The sequence below is a fragment of the Bacteroides sp. genome, assembly GCF_028690125.1.
In the GTDB taxonomy this organism is placed as follows: domain Bacteria; phylum Bacteroidota; class Bacteroidia; order Bacteroidales; family Bacteroidaceae; genus Bacteroides.
In genome coordinates this window covers 1-17,870 of the sequence record NZ_JAQVBV010000058.1, presented here as the reverse complement: position 1 = coordinate 17,870, position 17,870 = coordinate 1, and the positions used below count along the sequence as shown (strand labels likewise).

Genomic DNA, 17,870 nt, shown 5'->3' with positions numbered 1-17,870 from the left:
GGCTGGTCAGGTATCTGTAAATCGACAAACGCCTATATCCTGTAACCTTATGACAAGAGAAGAACAGATCAACAACTTCAACCGCTTATGGCTAGAAGGTGCACCGATCCCCCTCTTCTCAATCACCCTTAACAATCCCGAAACATGTTCAATAGATTTCATATTCAATATCCCTGAATATAAAGCCAATATCCTGACAACATTCGCATTACTCGCCCCCGAATTCCCGAAATTCATGTTTCCTTCAACATTCTGTCATAAAATAAGGTTACAGGATAATGGAGATATCAAAACCATATTCTCTGTCCAACTTCAAAAACAACCCTCATCCCACGAAGATGAAATCATCTCAAACTCGATCATCACCTGTATTAACGGGTTATTCGATGAGGCATTCCAAGAATATATCCATATAAACGATATTTTTAACCAAATCACTCAAATATGCTAAAAATAGATTACCGGGAAAAAACTCCCAAACTCAATACTCTACTTATAGAGTCCTGTGAAGAACAGGGTATCCCCTATGAACTCACGACAAATACCGTCGGCGATTATATCTGGGAAGATAAAGGTATTGTCATCGAACTCAAACGTATCGACGATTTTGCCAAATCCATGATGAGTAAACATCTGGATAGCCAGATCATTGCATTACAACAATTCAAATATAAACTTCTTCTGATTTATGGGGAAGTATATCATATGGGAAAACCGTCCCGATCAGCGATGGCACGATCTCAGTTTGAATCAAAAATACTATCAATAGAAATACGGGATCAGGTTCCTTGTTATCACGTAGAATCTTCAGCAGAAGCTGCAAAAGCTATTATGGATTGTAGACGTTTCGTTGAAAAAGGAATGCGAATAGAAGAAGTCCAACGTCACCCCACGCTTCCTGGCGGAACCGCCGATCCATCCCTTACACTTTATTATGGATTAAAAGGTGTTGGATTACAAAAAGCCCATGATTTAAAAGAAACATATGGAAAATTCTCTACATTTCTATTTGAATTTAAAAAAAATCATGATGATTATTCTTCAGGACTCCTGTCAAAAAAAGAGTTCTCAGAAAAATATCCCGCATCGCTCGTCAATAAAACCACCCGAGAATACCTCCTTGAACTATGACTCTGTATACAAACAACCCCTATCAAACAGATATTATCGGAGCTTGTATTATCCAGCCAAACCGCATCATTCCCAAAAAAGAGGAATGGTGCACAGATCCAAACCAACCAATTCCTGATACATCTCCAGAACCCACTCTGAACACCGAATTAATGTTTTCATCAAAATCACAAAAACATCTTACCCCAAAACATCTTCTTATTACCGTCGAAGAATTTTTCAACGGGCAGATCGATCTCGATCCCTGTTCAAATAGTGAAACAAAACCAAACGTCCCGGCACTCGTCCATTTCACTGAAAACACAAACGGTCTTGACAGATCATGGTATGGAAAAGTCTTTGTCAACCCTCCCTATTCACGATACGTCAACGAATGGGTAAACAAATGTATACAGGAATATAATGAAGGTCATACAACCGAGATCATCCTGCTTGTAGCTGCCAGACCCGATAACCGATGGTTCAACAGTTTACAAAACCATCCCTGGTGCGCAATCAAAGGCAGACTTAAATTTTCCGATGCTGAAAATTCAGCTCCATTCCCAAGCGCCCTGTTCTATATAGGTCCTTGCGATCGATACCGCGCATTTTACGAAAAATTCGGATTTTATGGTCCGATTTACAAATCAACAACATTCTCTCTATAAGGTGATACTATATATCTCATTCGCGCCCCAAACTGTGCCAGAGCACACGAACTGGCAATAGCAAAAGTCCTCAGATACGGCATTCTCATAACGACTGAAGATAACGAACAAACACTCGAACTCGATGAAGATCTTAATATATTCATCAAAACCCCTCTTGAAAACCCAAGAACATCCCAAATCTGTAAATTTGGCGAAAACGGATTAAAACTGTATAGAGACAATCTCATCCACGGTGACACCAACAAATTTGAATATACCTATCATGACCAGCTTTTCCATTATGGAAAAAATGCTGATTCCATATATATAGCTCAAATTGATCAGATTCAACAGTGTATCAACCACCTAAAAACAGATCCAACCACCCGGAGAGCACAAGCAATTACCTGGACACCAGGAATTCATCCTTTTACAAAATACCCCCCCTGTCTCCAACGAATCCAGTTCACCATTCGCCCAACCACAGAACCTAAAGTTAATATGTATGCCGTTTTTCGAAGTAACGACATTCTTTCAGCACTTGGTCAGAACATGTACGCCCTCACAGAACTCCAAAAATGGGTAGCCGATCAACTCAATATCCCGGTCGGCACTTACTCTCATACAATAACTGTCCCTCATATTTACCATATCAGAGACGAAAATCTCGTTGATGAATTCAAAAACCACTTATAACCATGTCTGAATTAGATGATTTACTGGACTACACTCTTGACGAAACATTCACTGAAACCCCTCTGGAATCCCCAATTGAAATTACAGATAGTGATCCTGAACTCAGACGATTAATCACAACCCATCTCGCCGATCAACTTGTCCACTATGAAGATAATTATATTTCAGAATCCTTTGTAATTCCCTATCCGTTATTACAGGATCTGGATAATTATATTACAGAAGATCTCTTCTATAAAAACTGTACATTCGCACTCGATAGAATAAAATATATTATCAGTACAGAAACATCAGTCCCAATTGAAGACATCTTTATTGGAATCAACGAAATCCCTTACAGAACCACAATTGGAAATATCACAAACAAAAATGTCAATAAACACGTATGTTTCGAAGCAATTGTAAGAAAAACCGAAAGTATGCTTCCCAAAATAGATACAGCATACTATTTTTGTAAAGCCTGTGGATATTCATCATCAGTCGGTTATGGAAAACACGGATCCTATATTCACGAACCTAACAGCAAATGCCCCATATGCAACAAAACAATGTGGATGAAAGATCTTGATAGAACCACATTTATCAATGTTCAACGTATAACTGTTCAGGACAGTTCAGAAAACGCCAACCCAGGATCACAACCTCATTCAATTAACGTCGATCTCCTTCATAACCAGATCAATTCTGCTCTCCCAGGTCAACGGGTTATCATATTTGGTATTGTCAGACCAGAATTACTGAAAGGAACGACCGAAGATCCACGATACGAACTCGTTGTAGATTGTCTTCATATTGAATTCCCTGAAAAAGATCATACAAATATCAATCTTTCTCCGGAAGATATCGAATCAATAAAAGAACTTGCAAACACCGCAGGTATCTATAACCTCCTAAAAAACAGTATTGCCCCAACCATTTATGGAATGGACGCCGTAAAAACTGCATTATGTTTATCATTATTCGGCGGTGTTTCAAAAGAGACAGAAAACCATAAACAACGCGGAGATATTCATATCTTTCTTGTCGGTGATCCGGGTGTTGCAAAATCCGAACTCCTTGATTTTATGGCATTAGTATCTCCACGATGTGTTCAAACCTCCGGAAAAGGTGCATCGGCTGCAGGACTGACAGCTACAGCAGTCCAAAGCGAATCTGGCAGATGGACCCTTGAAGCAGGTGCTCTACCTCTTGCAGATAAAGGCATATGTATCATTGACGAACTCGATAAAATGCGGGAAGCCGACAAAGGTTCATTACATCGGGGAATGGAACAGCAATGTTACGATGATACAACAGAAGTTCTCACACAAAATGGTTGGAAACTCTTTAAAAACATCGAATTCTCGGATAAGATAGCAACTCTATCCAAAGAAGATGAACTCGAATACCACAACCCGATCACTATCTTCGAAGCTCCATATTCAGGAGAAATGTATCGATTCAAATCAAGGCAAGTAGATCTACTTGTAACGCCCAACCATAACATGTATGTAAACACAAACAAACGGGCAAACGAATGGAACGGATTCAAACTCATTCGTGCAGATTCGCTTAGTGCCTCCAAACGCATGAAATTCAAAACCGAACTCATTCAAAAACCCCAAAACGAACCCAGTATAAATACAAATGGTAGAACCCACATCTCCAAAGAACACTATGAGGGAACAATATATTGTGTCGAAGTCCCAAACCACATCATTTATGTAAGAAGAAACGGATGTCCGGTATGGTGTGGCAACTCGATACCGATTACAAAAGCAGGTATTTGCGCAACCCTGCAGACTCGTTGCACCATTATTGCTGCCGCAAACCCTAAAAACGGCAGATTCAATGATATGGAACATCTTGGCGCACAGATAGAAGTTATTGATGATGCATTACTCAGCAGATTCGATCTCATCTTCGCGCTTCGGGACCGTCCTCAACAAGAACTGGATAGCAAAATCGCCGATCATATCCTCTCTCAATACACTCCGGAAACAGAACCTCCAAAAGTGCTGGATCCAATATTCATCAAAAAATATGTATCTTATGCAAAGATGAACATATTCCCGGTTCTTTCAAAAGAAGCAACCGATGTGATCAAAACATTTTTCATGAAACTGCGGGGTCAGGTCTCAGAAAACCACGCAATCGCAATTACCCATCGTTGTTTAAAAGGATTAGTCCGGCTCACTCAGGCATCAGCCCGGATCAGGTTATCTAATACTGCAAATAGAGCTGACGCAGAACAATCTGTCAAACTTCTTGAACATTGTATGCGAGATATCGCATTTGATCATTCAACCGGTTCATTTGATATTGATATGATCACCACCAAAATCGGACCTAAATCAAGACAGGATAAACTGTTTTACCTCAGAGAAACGATAAAATCACTCTGTTCAGAAATGACGATGGTACCTGTAACTCATCTTGAAGAAACCGTTACAAAATCAGGTATTATCGATCCCCAAGAATTCGAAATTCTGATGAACATATTATCAACAAAAGGTGAAATAACGTACCCTCAACATCATCTGGTAAAAATAGCTTAAACATAACCTATAATAAGTTCAACAACAAACAATAAGATGAACTATGTCAAAACCACAACTATCTTTTTATATCCCCTGTACAGTCTGTAAAACAAATATTACCCACTTCAATTCAGATCTCAAAGATTCGTTCCAGGCATCTCAATCAGACACAACATCTTCAATATATGTGTTTTCAGGAAGATGCCCGATATGTAAAACCCATAATACGATCTCAATTTCACATATGGACTCACTACTCGAATCAACAAATACCGATTACCTAAAAACAATAACAGATCAACTTGATCAAATGAAAAAATTCTTCAATCTTACAAACGAAATGAAATCCTCAATACCCAATATCCCGCCGGAAGAATAATTCATCTCATTTTTTTCACCAATATTATGTTTCCAATACCTCCCAAAACCATGCCAGATACCTGGTACATTGAAGAATATATCAAAAAAGGTCGTTCTCAAGAAGATATTGCTACAGAACTCAACTGTTCAATCACACGATTACGCAGACATCTGTATGCTCAAAAACTCTATAGATTCAATTGCAAATCCACAAAACAATATCCATTTACAGAATCAGATTTAAAACGCCTCTATATCGACGAAAAATACACAAAACGTCAAATCGCCGATATTTATGGATATTCGCAGGATCAAATCAACAGAGCTCTCAAAAAATATAATCTTTCACGACCAAAAGCTGCAATCTCGTATATGTACTACAAAATCCCCGAACATCTGGCAACAGCATTAAACGTTCCTTCAGAAGGAGTCTCTATCAGACAACCCGAATAACTCAAAACTTTCCTACAAAACTACTATCAATTTTTCAACTTTAGACATATATTTAAATATTCAAAAAATTAATTTATACAAAATGGATTACAAACACCGCCAACGATGTAAAGTCTGCAACTCTCCCCATCGAAAAGAGATAGACAAAATGATCTTTGACGGTAAAACAAAAGCCAATATTCTTCGTACTTATCCAAACGAAGGGTTAACCTATGATAATCTCAAAAAACACGAAGCTCTCTTCTTCGTAGATATCCGAAACCAGGCAGTTTATGATTATAAAAACAGTCCTGAAGCCAAACACTATGTCGAAGAAACGGTCACCGAACTCGACGCTCTTGACAATCTCCGGGGTAAACTTCATCGATATATAATGGATCAGGATTTAGATGATATCGCTCCAAGAAAACTCGAAGTATTAGGAGATCTTCTCATCAGATCAATCTCAACAAAAGCCGAGATCCTAAGTACCATCAATTCTGTCCAGGATGATCCATTTAAAATCATCACTGAAATCCTCAATAATAATCCTATAAACGATCTTGAAGGATATACTCCCCCCCTCATTGAAGATACCACTCCAATGACCTGTAAGTTCTGGAAAAAAGAATCAGAATTCCATTACACCTGTATTTGCAAAGATACCGATTATGCAGAATTTTCAGATACAGCAAAATTCTGTCCAAAATCTGCGTTTTGTCTTCTATGGGAAGATACCGACACATTAGCTCTTGAAGAATCTCTGTCGAATCTTCCAATCCAGAAACCTTTGTTTAATGTCGCAGACGAGTAGTATTTTCCAGAACATCCCTGCAGCTCAACGACACCAACTAGTGAACGCCATCCGTGATCCCGTTCAGTTCAGATACACCTTCTTCAAACGTCAAAAACATCCTGCACAAGAATTAATCCTCAGAGCTAAAGCTAAAACGAAAACAGTTAGTGCAGGACGAAGATTTGGTAAATCGGTATTACTCGCAGACGATATTAATTACTATGCATTAACCAAACCGGAAACAATCCAATTCGTTCTCGCTCCAACCTATGATCAGACAAGTATCATTTTTAACGAATCTGTTCAGGCAATGCGAAAATCCATCTTTGATAAAGCGCTTATAAAAGATCGAACCACTCCCTTCCCTTCAATGGAATTCGCAAACGGATCCCATGTCAGTTTCAGATCCACTCAGAACCCTGAAAACATCAGAGGACATAAAGCCCACCGAGCCATCCTGGATGAAGCTGCATTTATTAAAGACAAAACCGTCTCAGATGTCATCGAACCGATGCTTGCCGACTATGATGGCGATCTCGTTAAAATTTCAACCCCCTTTGGCAAAAACCATTTTTACGATACATATCAGAAAGGTATTGCACACAACCCGGATTTCGCATCATTCCAGTTCTCTTCTCTCGACAACCCAACAATCCAACATTCCTATATCAAACGCAAAATGCGCGAATACGGTCGCGATTCAATCCTATTCAGAACAGAATATCTGGGTCAGTTTGTCGATGATCAAAACAGTGTGTTCCCCTGGGACTGGATCCAACGAGCAATCGATCCACTACTATCCCTGTCTCCGGCAAAACATATCCATTCACATTATATTATGGGTGTTGATATCGGGCGGTATGTTGATTACACTGTATTTTCTGTAATCAACATCACGGACCCTGCCGTAAACACACTCACCTATATGCGGAGATATACGAATAAAAGCTACAGAAAAATTGTAAAAGACGCAATCACAATCCACCGTCATTTCAATGAATGCCCGATAGTTATTGATTCAACGGGTATTGGTGACGCTATATACGAATCGCTTGAAGAATATAACGCTACAGGATTCAAATTTAATAACACGAACAAAGGTCAGTTAGTAGAACGACTCCAAACCGCCTTAAACCCCGAACCCAAAACAGATGAAGAAGATCTCTTTGCAGAATCAGATATCGATTCATATATTGCCCCATTAAAATTCCCGCACCACCCAGAAATCATAAAAGAACTACAATATTATGAATATAAGATTAACGAAAACTCCAAAAAGATCACCTATTCCGGTAAATCCGGTGTTCACGACGATATCGTTATGTCTCTCGGACTGGCTCTCTGGGGTGCAACCAATAAAGAATCACTTACAAATGTCCCTGATTCAGATGATTGGGGTATACTCGCATAACCTCACACACATTTAAATTTTTATATAGATGGTAAATAGTATGACACTCATCACAAAACTCAAATCATTCATAACAAAATCTGATCCGATCATATCTCCTGCAAAACATCCTGATCCCGGTTACTATCCAGGTGATTTCTCAGATTATGCTCCCGGATACACAGTAGATCAAATCCTACCCGTCGGCACCCGGTTCCCTCAATCATCTCAAAACAATATGTCTTCAGATTATTATCTCAACATTACCCAGATAAAACACGCTGTCCCGGAAGAAGGATGGGATGCATTCTGTGAATGGGTCTCAAAAATAGGAAAAATCGCCCGGATTATCCGCACCGAAAGCCAGAACTGTATGTCATTCAAATTGATCTCATCAAAAAAAGATGACGATTTCGAGATCAAACAATTCCGTCGCAATCTTCAATACAAAAAGTTCTGTCAGGATATTGCAAAATATCTCAGAATATATGGTAGATGTTTCATCCAGGTTACCTGGAACGAAAACGAGTCAGAAGGTATCGAATCAATCACCCACCTCTATCCCAGATCAATCAAGGTATACCGAAACCATCAAAAAGATTATGACGATCTAAAAAATATTCTCAACGAAAAATCAACAAAATATACCTCACTTACCCCGTTTGCCACTATACAACCAGACGGATCAGGAGATATCATTGCTTTTGTCCAAACCATATGGATTGGTCCGGAAAAAAAACATATCGTATTTGCTCCAGACGAACTCCTGTTCATCCCGAGAAACCCATCATTCACCGATCCAAACGGCATCTCATTAATCCAGGAAAATTATCTCCAGATTGTCCGTAAACTCAAAAACGAACATTCTGCAGGTATCATGATCGAAAGACATGGCGATCCCCCAATGGTCGTTACCGTCCCGGAAAAATGGTGGAACAAACGAAATGCCATCAAACACGAACTAAAATTCGGTATAAAAGAAGGGATGAATATTATATTCCCTTCAGGCACAGAACATAAAGTCTCTGATACCCGAGGATCCCCGGAAGGTGTTATTAAAAGTCAAAATTACCTTGAAAAAGAATTTACTGCAGGTATGGGATTTGCCGATAGTTTCACCGATTCAGAAAACAGCAACCGATCCATTGGAGATCTCCATCTGATCTTTTACGAACGCGATCTTGTCGGCGAACGCGAACTCGTCTCAGATATCCTTGACAAACATATCCTCGAACCTCATTTCAAAGCAATAGGATACCCCGGTATCGTTACTATGGAATTTGAAGACCTCACTCCCCCTGATGAAGGATACCTCGCATATGTCCTGGCACCTCTCGTCCCTTATCTCAGCAAAACCCAGATCCAGAAATACTTCGCCAACATCGGAATGGCTCCTTCAGAAGACGAAATGGATGATCTCTGTAAACGATTATACGATTCAGTCAAACCAGACTACTCAAAATCACAAAAAGAACCTCCAAAACGTCCAATAAAAGAATAACCCCACATTTATTTTTATGTCTTCATAATTACTGTAATTATACTTTACTGGAGGCATATCGACAATGAATTCATCTAAAACCACCCCACAATATAATAACGGAGATTATTGCCCTTATAACCCCGTCCCACAAGGTGTCTGTGCCGATCATGGAAATCTCGAACTCAGAATGTCCCGGCTTGAAGATATTGTTGAAAATATGGGCACTCGTATGGAGGCTGTCGAAAAAAACACTGCAGGTATGAACGTATCGATGCAAACAATTATGCAAACCATTGTAAAAATGGCTGATAAATCCGACTCAACAAACACGATCATCCATTATATATTTTATATTATAGTAGGTGTCGTATCAATCTTTGCAGGAACAGAATTCGTAATGCCTGCATTATTATAACCAGGAGCGTGATAACTCATGTCTACCCGAACCCTCACAATTCTTACCGAAGGTATCCCGTCCGATACCCAAATCCAATCATATTGCGAATCAATCTCAGACATCAATTATTATATCCGGGTAACTCCTCCCGACATCCAGGAGCTCTCTTCATTAATCAAACAAACAACCCCTGTAATCCCGGCAAAATCTCCCCAGGGAAAATCATATCTCAACACGATTCTATCAGAAATCCAATACGAAGAATCATGTTTGTATCAGGAACTCAAAGTATTTTTAAATACTGTTCCAGAATACAAATTAATCAAAATCAACAAATCAGATATTTATGTCCCGGAACAAGACAGAAAAACCCGCAAACTTCCCGGAGCAACACTGTATGTAGAACAATACCCAATCCAATCGTTCCAGGTCATTCTTGATCAACTCGCAAACCTACATACAAACAGGTTTTATACAACTGATCTAACGGAAATAACCTCGTGGTACGATATAGTAAAATTCATTGCCTTATACGAACACCCTCACATACTCATCTTAAAAGGGTCTACTACCGAAACATCAATCATTGATCCTTCTACTAAAGTCTTAATTTCAGCATAAAGTGAATGTTAGAAAAAAATACACTACCGCATATTTTCATAACAACCAACCATTCAGGTAAAATGAAAGGTATGGTCTCAATCAATACCAGTACTTTAAACAACCCTTTCTGCACAAAACAACGAAAAAACCCAGATATAATCTGTTCCTCCTGTTATGCCGCCAAATTTGAACAGTATCGTCCAAACACCAAAGAAACCTATACAAAAAACGCAGAAATCTTAACGACCCGTCCACTAAAACCACACGAAATCCCCCGGTTAAACCATTTATATTGCAGATTCAATTCATATGGAGAACTCCATAACTCCATCCATTTTAAAAATCTTGTAACAATCGCAGAACACAACCCCCAGACCAGATTTGCACTCTGGACAAAACGACTCAATCTTGTTACGGGTAATATCCCGGATAACTTTACAATCGTATACTCAAACCCTCACAGAACCAATCCTATGACAACAATCCCTGATAATGCAGATATTGTATTTAATGTAATTAATAAAAAAAACGATACTGAAATAAACTGTCAGAACAAATGTATTGATTGTCTCATCTGCTATACAGAGAAAAACAGAATAATCTACGAATCCTTAAAATAACTATCATGTATCTCCCAACCACTTGTAAATATATCCATTCCCAACAGATATCCTTAACAACCCCGATATCTCAAATGCACTGTTGTGGCAAATGCGGCATATATAAAAAAGATGCTATGTTCATAAAAAAACCTGATTTTCATACCAAACACTATCCGTATTAAACCACGATTGATCCCCATGACTCACACCACCCCTCTCAAAATCGGTTTATCCGGCACCCACTGCTGCGGTAAAACCACGCTCGTCTCAGAATTCAACAAACAATATAATACATACCCAATAATTTCAGAAATCGCAGCCACATTCCCAAAAAAATCACGAACTCATTTTCCCACACAATTACAGATTATGGATAAACAAATCCTTACAGAAAAACAATATATCAACACCGGTTTTCTCAGTGACCGAACCGTCATCGACAACCTTGCATACTGTTACTATCACTATACCACGTCAGAAAACCCCGATGATCTCTCAACACAATACAGTTATGCAACAAAAAAAGCATATTTACATCTATATCATAACGCATATGACGTAATCTTTTTCATTACCGATTACTTTCCTCATGATAACGCAAAACACCGGGATCTCACTTCAATTGAATCTCAAAACACTATTAATCAATTCTTAACACACCAGTATACCCATCTGACAAACTATGTACCGGTCGTCAAAATATCCGGGACCACAGAATCACGATTATCACAGATAAATGATACACTAAATTTTTTAATGAAATAATATGGAAAAAGATCCATGCACAAGCATTGAAGCATACATCATCTTAATCATCATCATGATATGGTTGATGTACAACTATCCTTAACAATTTATATTTTTAGGATTGATAAAAATGACAATATTAAAAGAAATTTATGATTTAACTACAGAGATTGTATCTCTTAAAGCAAAACTGGATAACTTAACAGCAACCCGCGATTTCCTCATTGAAGACGCGCGTTCCAAACACCAGTTATCTGATCCAGACTACGAACTCCATATCCCTGAAAAAATAACAACCCATATCAATTCAAAAGCTGTCTACGAACACTGTCCAGACGTATGGGATACTTACAGCTATCTTGCAGCTAAAGATGTTGAAGATATTCTCGGAAAAGATAATCTACGTAATTACATCAAAACCACCTACCCGGATCAATTCAAATCCTATGCAAAACTCTATGTTACAGACTTAGAAAAGAAATTTGGAAACAAATCAAAGATCCCTACACATCTTCTGATTTATAAAAAGAGTATGGGTGCCCCTATCATCAGAAAGAAATACTAATAATTTTATATATAACCATTATGTTATATAATTAAATAAAAAACATTAACGAAATTATTAATAACTAGTTGATACATAGATAGTATTGCTACGAGGCGACACTCATGATTACATATACCTCTCTACCTGTAATTCGTCAAACCCTCGGCACAACAAAAACCCATTGGTTTCTTTCCATAATATCTCATACTCAAACAATAGCAAATATACTATACAACCCAATATCTCTGAGGCACAACCCTCAAAGAAACACCTGCGCGTTCAGTTCCGTCGGTTCCATAGTTACTTTATCCGCCAAATTTTATTTTTTTAAAAATCATATCACGCACCAAAAAAATTACAATATATCGATTTTTTAAAACAATGTGAATACCCTCTCCTCTCTTTTCCATATTCAATTGTTTTTAAAAAAAAAAATAAATAATACAATAACCCTGGTTTTATTATGATCAATCTACTACATCGTCTCCAAAAATTCCTTAACTTCTCAGAAACCAATCCTCTAACAGAAACAGATCCGGTTACCTATCTCAGACATCGGAACCAGGAACAATTTATTGTCGTTTCACTCGATAACCACGACAATATTCTTGAAAAACAACTCATCTCTATTGGTACTGCAACTCATTGTATCGTTCATCCAAGAGATGTATTCAGAAACGCCATCCACAAAAACGCATATTCAATCATCTTATACCACAACCACCCCTATAACACTCCTATCCCCTCAGTAACAGACATCCAGCTCACCGAACAATTAACAAACGCAGGCACTATCCTGAACATTCAGGTAAAAGATCATATAATCGTCACAAACGAAACTACGATCTCAATAAAAACCCTGTATCCAAACCTCTTCTCGTGATACTATGGATTATCAAATCGGATCATACAAACATGTAGCTGGAGATCTCGTCCAAATCGATACCACTCCCTACCAAATTGTCAGCAAAAAAGCATTCATCGAAATGCGCAACATAAAAGACGGCGATCAGGTTAAAATCGGATATGATCCCTCCGAAGAACAAGTAAACGGAGTAACAAAAGCATTCTTTATCACATCCACAACAGGTAAACTCAAAACACCTCTGTTTACTGCCCCTCAACCTCCTTCAACAGCCGATCAGCTCTGGCACACATCAATCATAGCCGCATCAATTAATCTACCCAAAAACACCGACCCCGACGCTCTCATACGGTTTGCAACAGAACTGTATCATAAAGCCAATTTCGATCCTGATAAAGAAAACATCCCGCTATCCACCTATTTATAACAACAATTTCAGGTCATGCCTATGTATTGTCCACACTGCAGATCAATCATCAAAAACTCAAAAAAATCAACAAAATATATTTTAAACGGAATCCATATCAGAACAAAATGGACATGCAATTCCTGTAACACGGTATTCCATACAACTCATGTCTTAACCACCTATTCAGATGCACAAAACAACAAAATTATCCCTCTGGCACCAATTGAAAAAACAAACTCAATCCCCCGATTCCAATATATATGTCCTTACTGCCATTGGAAATCAACATTCATTACATCAACATTCAATGTAAAATCCTGCCAGAACTGTAATACTCCGTTCAAACTGGATCCTGATCTCATCAATTAATGTTCATGGTTAATTGAATGGTAAAAAAAGAAAGTATCGATCTCAGATCAACACCCCTCAACCGAGGCTCGATAATGACTCTTGCAATCCCTATAACTTCAGATATACCAAGCAAAATCAAAAAGATGTGTAATGGTAACGTCTTCAGCAACGAACATGCATTCATTTCAGAACTCATTCAAAACTCACAACGGGCAAAAGCAACCCGCATGGATTTCACTGTATCGTATGATACAGTAATTATCACTGACAACGGACACGGCTGTAACGATCCTGCATCGATCACCACATTTGATCTATCACAATGGGAATCCACTGAAGAAGGATTCGGTATGGGTATCTGGTCAATTCTTGCAATCCCTAACTTAAAAACCGCATCATTCAGATCAAAAAACTGGATACTCACCGTAGATATAAACTCTCTCTACACTACCCCAATCGCCACTATGGCAACTGCAGAACCGATCAAAGGATTCCAGGTAACCCTTCATGGAGAATTCGATGTCTTTGGAATGGAATTCAAAATCGAACAGGTAGGTAAACATATCGAATTCCCGATTTATTACAATGACATAGGTATCCAACAAACCCCTCTCCTCTCAACAGTAATCTCGGATTTCACTATAGATATCAAAAACGAATTATTCTCTGGCAGAATCGGTATCCACAAACCTCATGTCAACTTTAATACCGTGTATGTATACTATGAAAAACGTGAAGTCACCTGCGAATATATGGCAGGTATTACCGGAGTCATCGAACTCAAACCCGGCGCAGTCAATCTCAGAGAACCTGACCGCACTCAGATCACCTACGACTCTAAATACAGAGACTTTAAACTGGTCCTCCGATCCCATATCCGCGATCTTTACAAATCATTCTTAAAAACCGCATCTCAGGAAGAAATAGCAAACAACGTTGATGGTATTGGAGAATTCCTTCACCCCGAAGAATACCTGAAATATCTCTATTACTCCATTGACAACATCCTTACAGATTCAAAAATCCTGGCACTCCCTACCCCCACACAACCCACTCACATAAGTATCCCGGAAACCGTATCTCATCCATTCCCGGACATCCCGGACATCCCGGAAACTCTTAATAAACACGATTCTATCCTCTTTAAAGAAGCTCTAAAAAAGAATCGATATCTGTTCTGGGCAGATACAACACAACTATCCTCAAAAGAAGACAAAATCGCTCTCGCCAGATACTATGGTATTGCAGTCTATATATCTCCAAACAAACTCTACAACAAAATATTCACAAACCGTAACATCCCCAACATCGATGATCTTCACGAATTCATTGAAATTGAAAACTCAATTAAAAACCAGGAATTAAAAACAAACAAAGAACATATCTATCTCACAAAAACAATTAAACCTATCACATCACTATTCAAACTCGATCAAAACCAGATCAGAATCGCAAATCTCTCTACAAAAGTCTATTTCAAATATGAAGGTAAACGAAACCGGGGAAAAACAATCGAATCTGATGCAATTACCGACGGAACTCTGATATATATTGATCGAAAATACCTCAACTTAAAAAGATTTAATCTTCAAAACGAATCATATGATATCCACGATCTCAAAGCACTTATAGCCACATCACCTGCAATAGCTCACGAACTGGCACATCTTCTGTATAAAACAACAGACAACACAATCGAACATTACAAATACCAATCCTACATACACGAAATTATCTGTTCGCAATGTATCAGTTAAAACAACAACCTTTAATAATAAATACGATCTGTATCTGTTATTGTATGATTTATACAACATACAATCCTGAAAAATACTATAACTCTTATTTAGAGGTTTTAATATGTCTATAAGTGAGAATACCCATGCCACCCCACATTCTGCATCGCCCGTATGTTCGTTATTTATCCAGAACGAACAGCTAGTAACCCTTGATAAAGTCTTATTGTTTGCAAATCCAAACATAGACCAGCTCACATCGCTCATATATAATGCAGCGCATACCCCAAACTATGATAAAAAAAAACTATTTTTATTTCTGGTTCACCTATCTAAACTCGACCCCAAATCATTTATACAAATCAACTCCTGCTATTTAACTACAGGAAAAGAATGGGTTACATTTCTCGATCTCGCATTATGTTCACAATCAAGAAAATACGTAGGTAGAACAATCAAACAAGAAATAATCAAATTCTTAAAAAACACCACTCCGGATAACCTTACAAAATCGCAATTCACCACATTAACAAAAACAGCACACCCTACAAAAGAAGATACAGCCCATCTTCAATGCTTATACCTATAAAAAACCAAACTTTTTGGTAATCTTATGTATTCCTATTCAATCGATATCGACGCAACCCCTACGAAAGATATGGATCCACACAACACTATTATGCATCCATATATGTTCTTATCAGAACTCCTGGCAAGTGAACAAATGAACAACCCCAAATCAGCCAAATCAATCGTCACAACCGCATTATCTACCCTTGCCAATTCAGGTCACGATATCATGCCGTTTCTCACCCGTCTCTCCACATCCCCCCAAGATGCCAGCACATATTACACCTATCTGATGTCAATAACTATCTGCAAAACAATTGTTACAAATTGTAACAAATCTAAAAAACCCAAGGAAAATCATGGATAATACTGCTGATTTCAAAAACATCAATACAATCCAGTATACTGTTACAAAAACACCATTATGTCCTCATTGTGGATTAGAACTCGTTAGAAGTAACAAATATATGGACCCAAACCCTCCATATCCCATATACCTCTGTAAAAACCGATGTATAGAATCCACTTCGACAATAGCAGAGATCGCTGCAGAACTCGCTAACAACGATCCTACATTCAAACACAAATTCAGACTGGCTCTTGCATACTTCAATTTAAACCAATATGAATTCGCAAAAATAACCGGATTTTCAACAGGTTTCGTCTATTACCAAACAATAGATGGAGACTTCAGAAAATGTCCTCCTAATTTTGCAATACACGCAATTTACCTGATTGAAAGAATGGCACTTGATAAAACCATGAAAAAAATACAATCAAGTTATATCAACGTGCTCGGATTAGATCTCAAAAAAACCATTTACACTCAAGTGGAGGAATAAAATAATGGAACTTGAAATCACGATTAATCTCGATAATTATGAAAATATCAAAATAAAAGTCAACGGTGACACACATACCGAATGCATCGATCAATTCAAAACAATTTTCCCCTTACTCGGTAACCAAAGCGAACATGTCTACTCAAAAATCTCATCATATGCAAAACGGGTATTCAATATAGATCTTCCTAAATACACTATCAAACCTGTACCTCCTCACCAAAACATTCCTGAAAGAATACCTATCACTCAAATAACCGTAGGTAATTGTGAAAACTGCAACACCCCTATTACAAAAGCAGAAAAAGATCTATCAACCCTATTCCAAAACAAATCTTTATGTAAAAATTGTCTAAAGAGCTGATACCATGCTAATCGATACAGATACTATTGTCAATATATACCTCACAAACAAAAAAATCACCGTAAAACAACTTGCTATCAAATTTAATCTCCATCCAAGAAACATCCGATCAATTCTCATGGAACGCAATATTCCTATTCGTAATAACCGATACAAATTACCGGAACTCCACGATCCGGAATATCTCGCATTATTAACTGCAAAGAAACTAACAACAACTCAAATTGCCAAAATGCTCGGATGTCATATAGAAACCGTTCAAAAAGCGTATCGCGATTCAACTAAAATGGCAAGGAGTCCCCTTCCTTTAGGTGGGGGAGGAATTGCCTCAGATACCTTTATGAATTCACATAACAAGTATATTATATGCAACAGGTGAAAACCATTCCGTTAAAGTTGTA

20 protein-coding genes are annotated in these 17,870 nt (G+C 38.1%); all 20 read left to right on the top strand.

The window, feature by feature from the left end; all coding sequences use genetic code 11:
• Nucleotides 1–451, top strand: a 451-nt coding sequence (locus PHO71_RS23020; protein ID WP_300208085.1) for a hypothetical protein, incomplete at its 5' end; no start/stop codon positions are given.
• On the top strand, nt 445–1,131 hold the full coding sequence (locus tag PHO71_RS23015) for an ERCC4 domain-containing protein (RefSeq protein ID WP_300208083.1): 687 nt from the start codon (nt 445–447) through the stop codon (nt 1,129–1,131). The genes PHO71_RS23020 and PHO71_RS23015, both read left to right, overlap by 7 nt.
• On the top strand, nt 1,128–1,778 hold the full coding sequence (locus PHO71_RS23010; protein WP_300208081.1) for a DNA N-6-adenine-methyltransferase: 651 nt from the start codon (nt 1,128–1,130) through the stop codon (nt 1,776–1,778). Before PHO71_RS23015 ends, PHO71_RS23010 begins: the two co-directional genes overlap by 4 nt.
• Before the next feature lie 9 nt (nt 1,779–1,787).
• Nucleotides 1,788–2,456, top strand: a complete 669-nt coding sequence (locus PHO71_RS26315; RefSeq protein ID WP_367279931.1) for a thymidylate synthase — start codon at nt 1,788–1,790, stop codon at nt 2,454–2,456.
• Nucleotides 2,457–2,458: 2 nt separating this feature from the next.
• Nucleotides 2,459–4,993 carry a hypothetical protein gene (locus PHO71_RS23005; protein WP_300208078.1) on the top strand — a complete coding sequence of 845 codons (2,535 nt, stop codon included), beginning with the start codon at nt 2,459–2,461 and terminating at the stop codon, nt 4,991–4,993.
• A gap of 387 nt (nt 4,994–5,380) precedes the next feature.
• The gene (locus PHO71_RS23000) at nt 5,381–5,788 is read left to right on the top strand and encodes a hypothetical protein (RefSeq protein WP_300208076.1); all 408 of its coding nucleotides are present in this window, start codon (nt 5,381–5,383) and stop codon (nt 5,786–5,788) included.
• Nucleotides 5,789–5,870: 82 nt separating this feature from the next.
• The gene (locus tag PHO71_RS22995) at nt 5,871–6,581 is read left to right on the top strand and encodes a hypothetical protein (RefSeq protein ID WP_300208074.1); all 711 of its coding nucleotides are present in this window, start codon (nt 5,871–5,873) and stop codon (nt 6,579–6,581) included.
• Nucleotides 6,565–7,974, top strand: coding sequence for a phage terminase large subunit (locus PHO71_RS22990; protein WP_300208072.1), 1,410 nt, complete (start codon nt 6,565–6,567; stop codon nt 7,972–7,974). Before PHO71_RS22995 ends, PHO71_RS22990 begins: the two co-directional genes overlap by 17 nt.
• Nucleotides 7,975–8,014: 40 nt before the next feature.
• Complete coding sequence (locus PHO71_RS22985; protein WP_300208069.1) at nt 8,015–9,454, top strand: hypothetical protein; 1,440 nt, start codon at nt 8,015–8,017, stop codon at nt 9,452–9,454.
• 64 nt (nt 9,455–9,518) lie between these two features.
• Nucleotides 9,519–9,851 carry a hypothetical protein gene (locus PHO71_RS22980; protein ID WP_300208067.1) on the top strand — a complete coding sequence of 111 codons (333 nt, stop codon included), beginning with the start codon at nt 9,519–9,521 and terminating at the stop codon, nt 9,849–9,851.
• Between the two features lie 18 nt (nt 9,852–9,869).
• Nucleotides 9,870–10,454: a hypothetical protein gene (locus tag PHO71_RS22975; RefSeq protein ID WP_300208065.1), complete on the top strand. Its 585-nt coding sequence runs from the start codon at nt 9,870–9,872 to the stop codon at nt 10,452–10,454.
• Nucleotides 10,455–11,236: 782 nt separating this feature from the next.
• A complete protein-coding gene (locus PHO71_RS26310; protein WP_367279930.1) occupies nt 11,237–11,803 on the top strand; it encodes an AAA family ATPase in 567 nt (188 codons plus the stop codon).
• 112 nt (nt 11,804–11,915) lie between these two features.
• Entirely contained in the window at nt 11,916–12,350 is a 435-nt protein-coding gene (locus PHO71_RS22970; protein WP_300208062.1) for a hypothetical protein, read from the top strand.
• Between the two features lie 445 nt (nt 12,351–12,795).
• Nucleotides 12,796–13,215, top strand: a complete 420-nt coding sequence (locus PHO71_RS22965) for a JAB domain-containing protein (protein WP_300208059.1) — start codon at nt 12,796–12,798, stop codon at nt 13,213–13,215.
• Nucleotides 13,216–13,219: 4 nt separating this feature from the next.
• Complete coding sequence (locus PHO71_RS22960; protein WP_300208057.1) at nt 13,220–13,624, top strand: hypothetical protein; 405 nt, start codon at nt 13,220–13,222, stop codon at nt 13,622–13,624.
• A 368-nt stretch (nt 13,625–13,992) separates the two neighbouring features.
• Nucleotides 13,993–15,714, top strand: coding sequence for a hypothetical protein (locus PHO71_RS22955; protein WP_300208056.1), 1,722 nt, complete (start codon nt 13,993–13,995; stop codon nt 15,712–15,714).
• A gap of 637 nt (nt 15,715–16,351) precedes the next feature.
• On the top strand, nt 16,352–16,630 hold the full coding sequence (locus PHO71_RS22950; RefSeq protein ID WP_300208053.1) for a hypothetical protein: 279 nt from the start codon (nt 16,352–16,354) through the stop codon (nt 16,628–16,630).
• Complete coding sequence (locus PHO71_RS22945; protein ID WP_300208050.1) at nt 16,623–17,105, top strand: hypothetical protein; 483 nt, start codon at nt 16,623–16,625, stop codon at nt 17,103–17,105. The genes PHO71_RS22950 and PHO71_RS22945 overlap by 8 nt, the downstream gene beginning before the upstream one ends.
• A 4-nt stretch (nt 17,106–17,109) precedes the next feature.
• A complete protein-coding gene (locus tag PHO71_RS22940) occupies nt 17,110–17,469 on the top strand; it encodes a hypothetical protein (RefSeq protein ID WP_300208047.1) in 360 nt (119 codons plus the stop codon).
• A gap of 4 nt (nt 17,470–17,473) precedes the next feature.
• Nucleotides 17,474–17,848, top strand: coding sequence for a hypothetical protein (locus PHO71_RS22935; protein WP_300208045.1), 375 nt, complete (start codon nt 17,474–17,476; stop codon nt 17,846–17,848).
• Nucleotides 17,849–17,870: the final 22 nt, after the last annotated feature.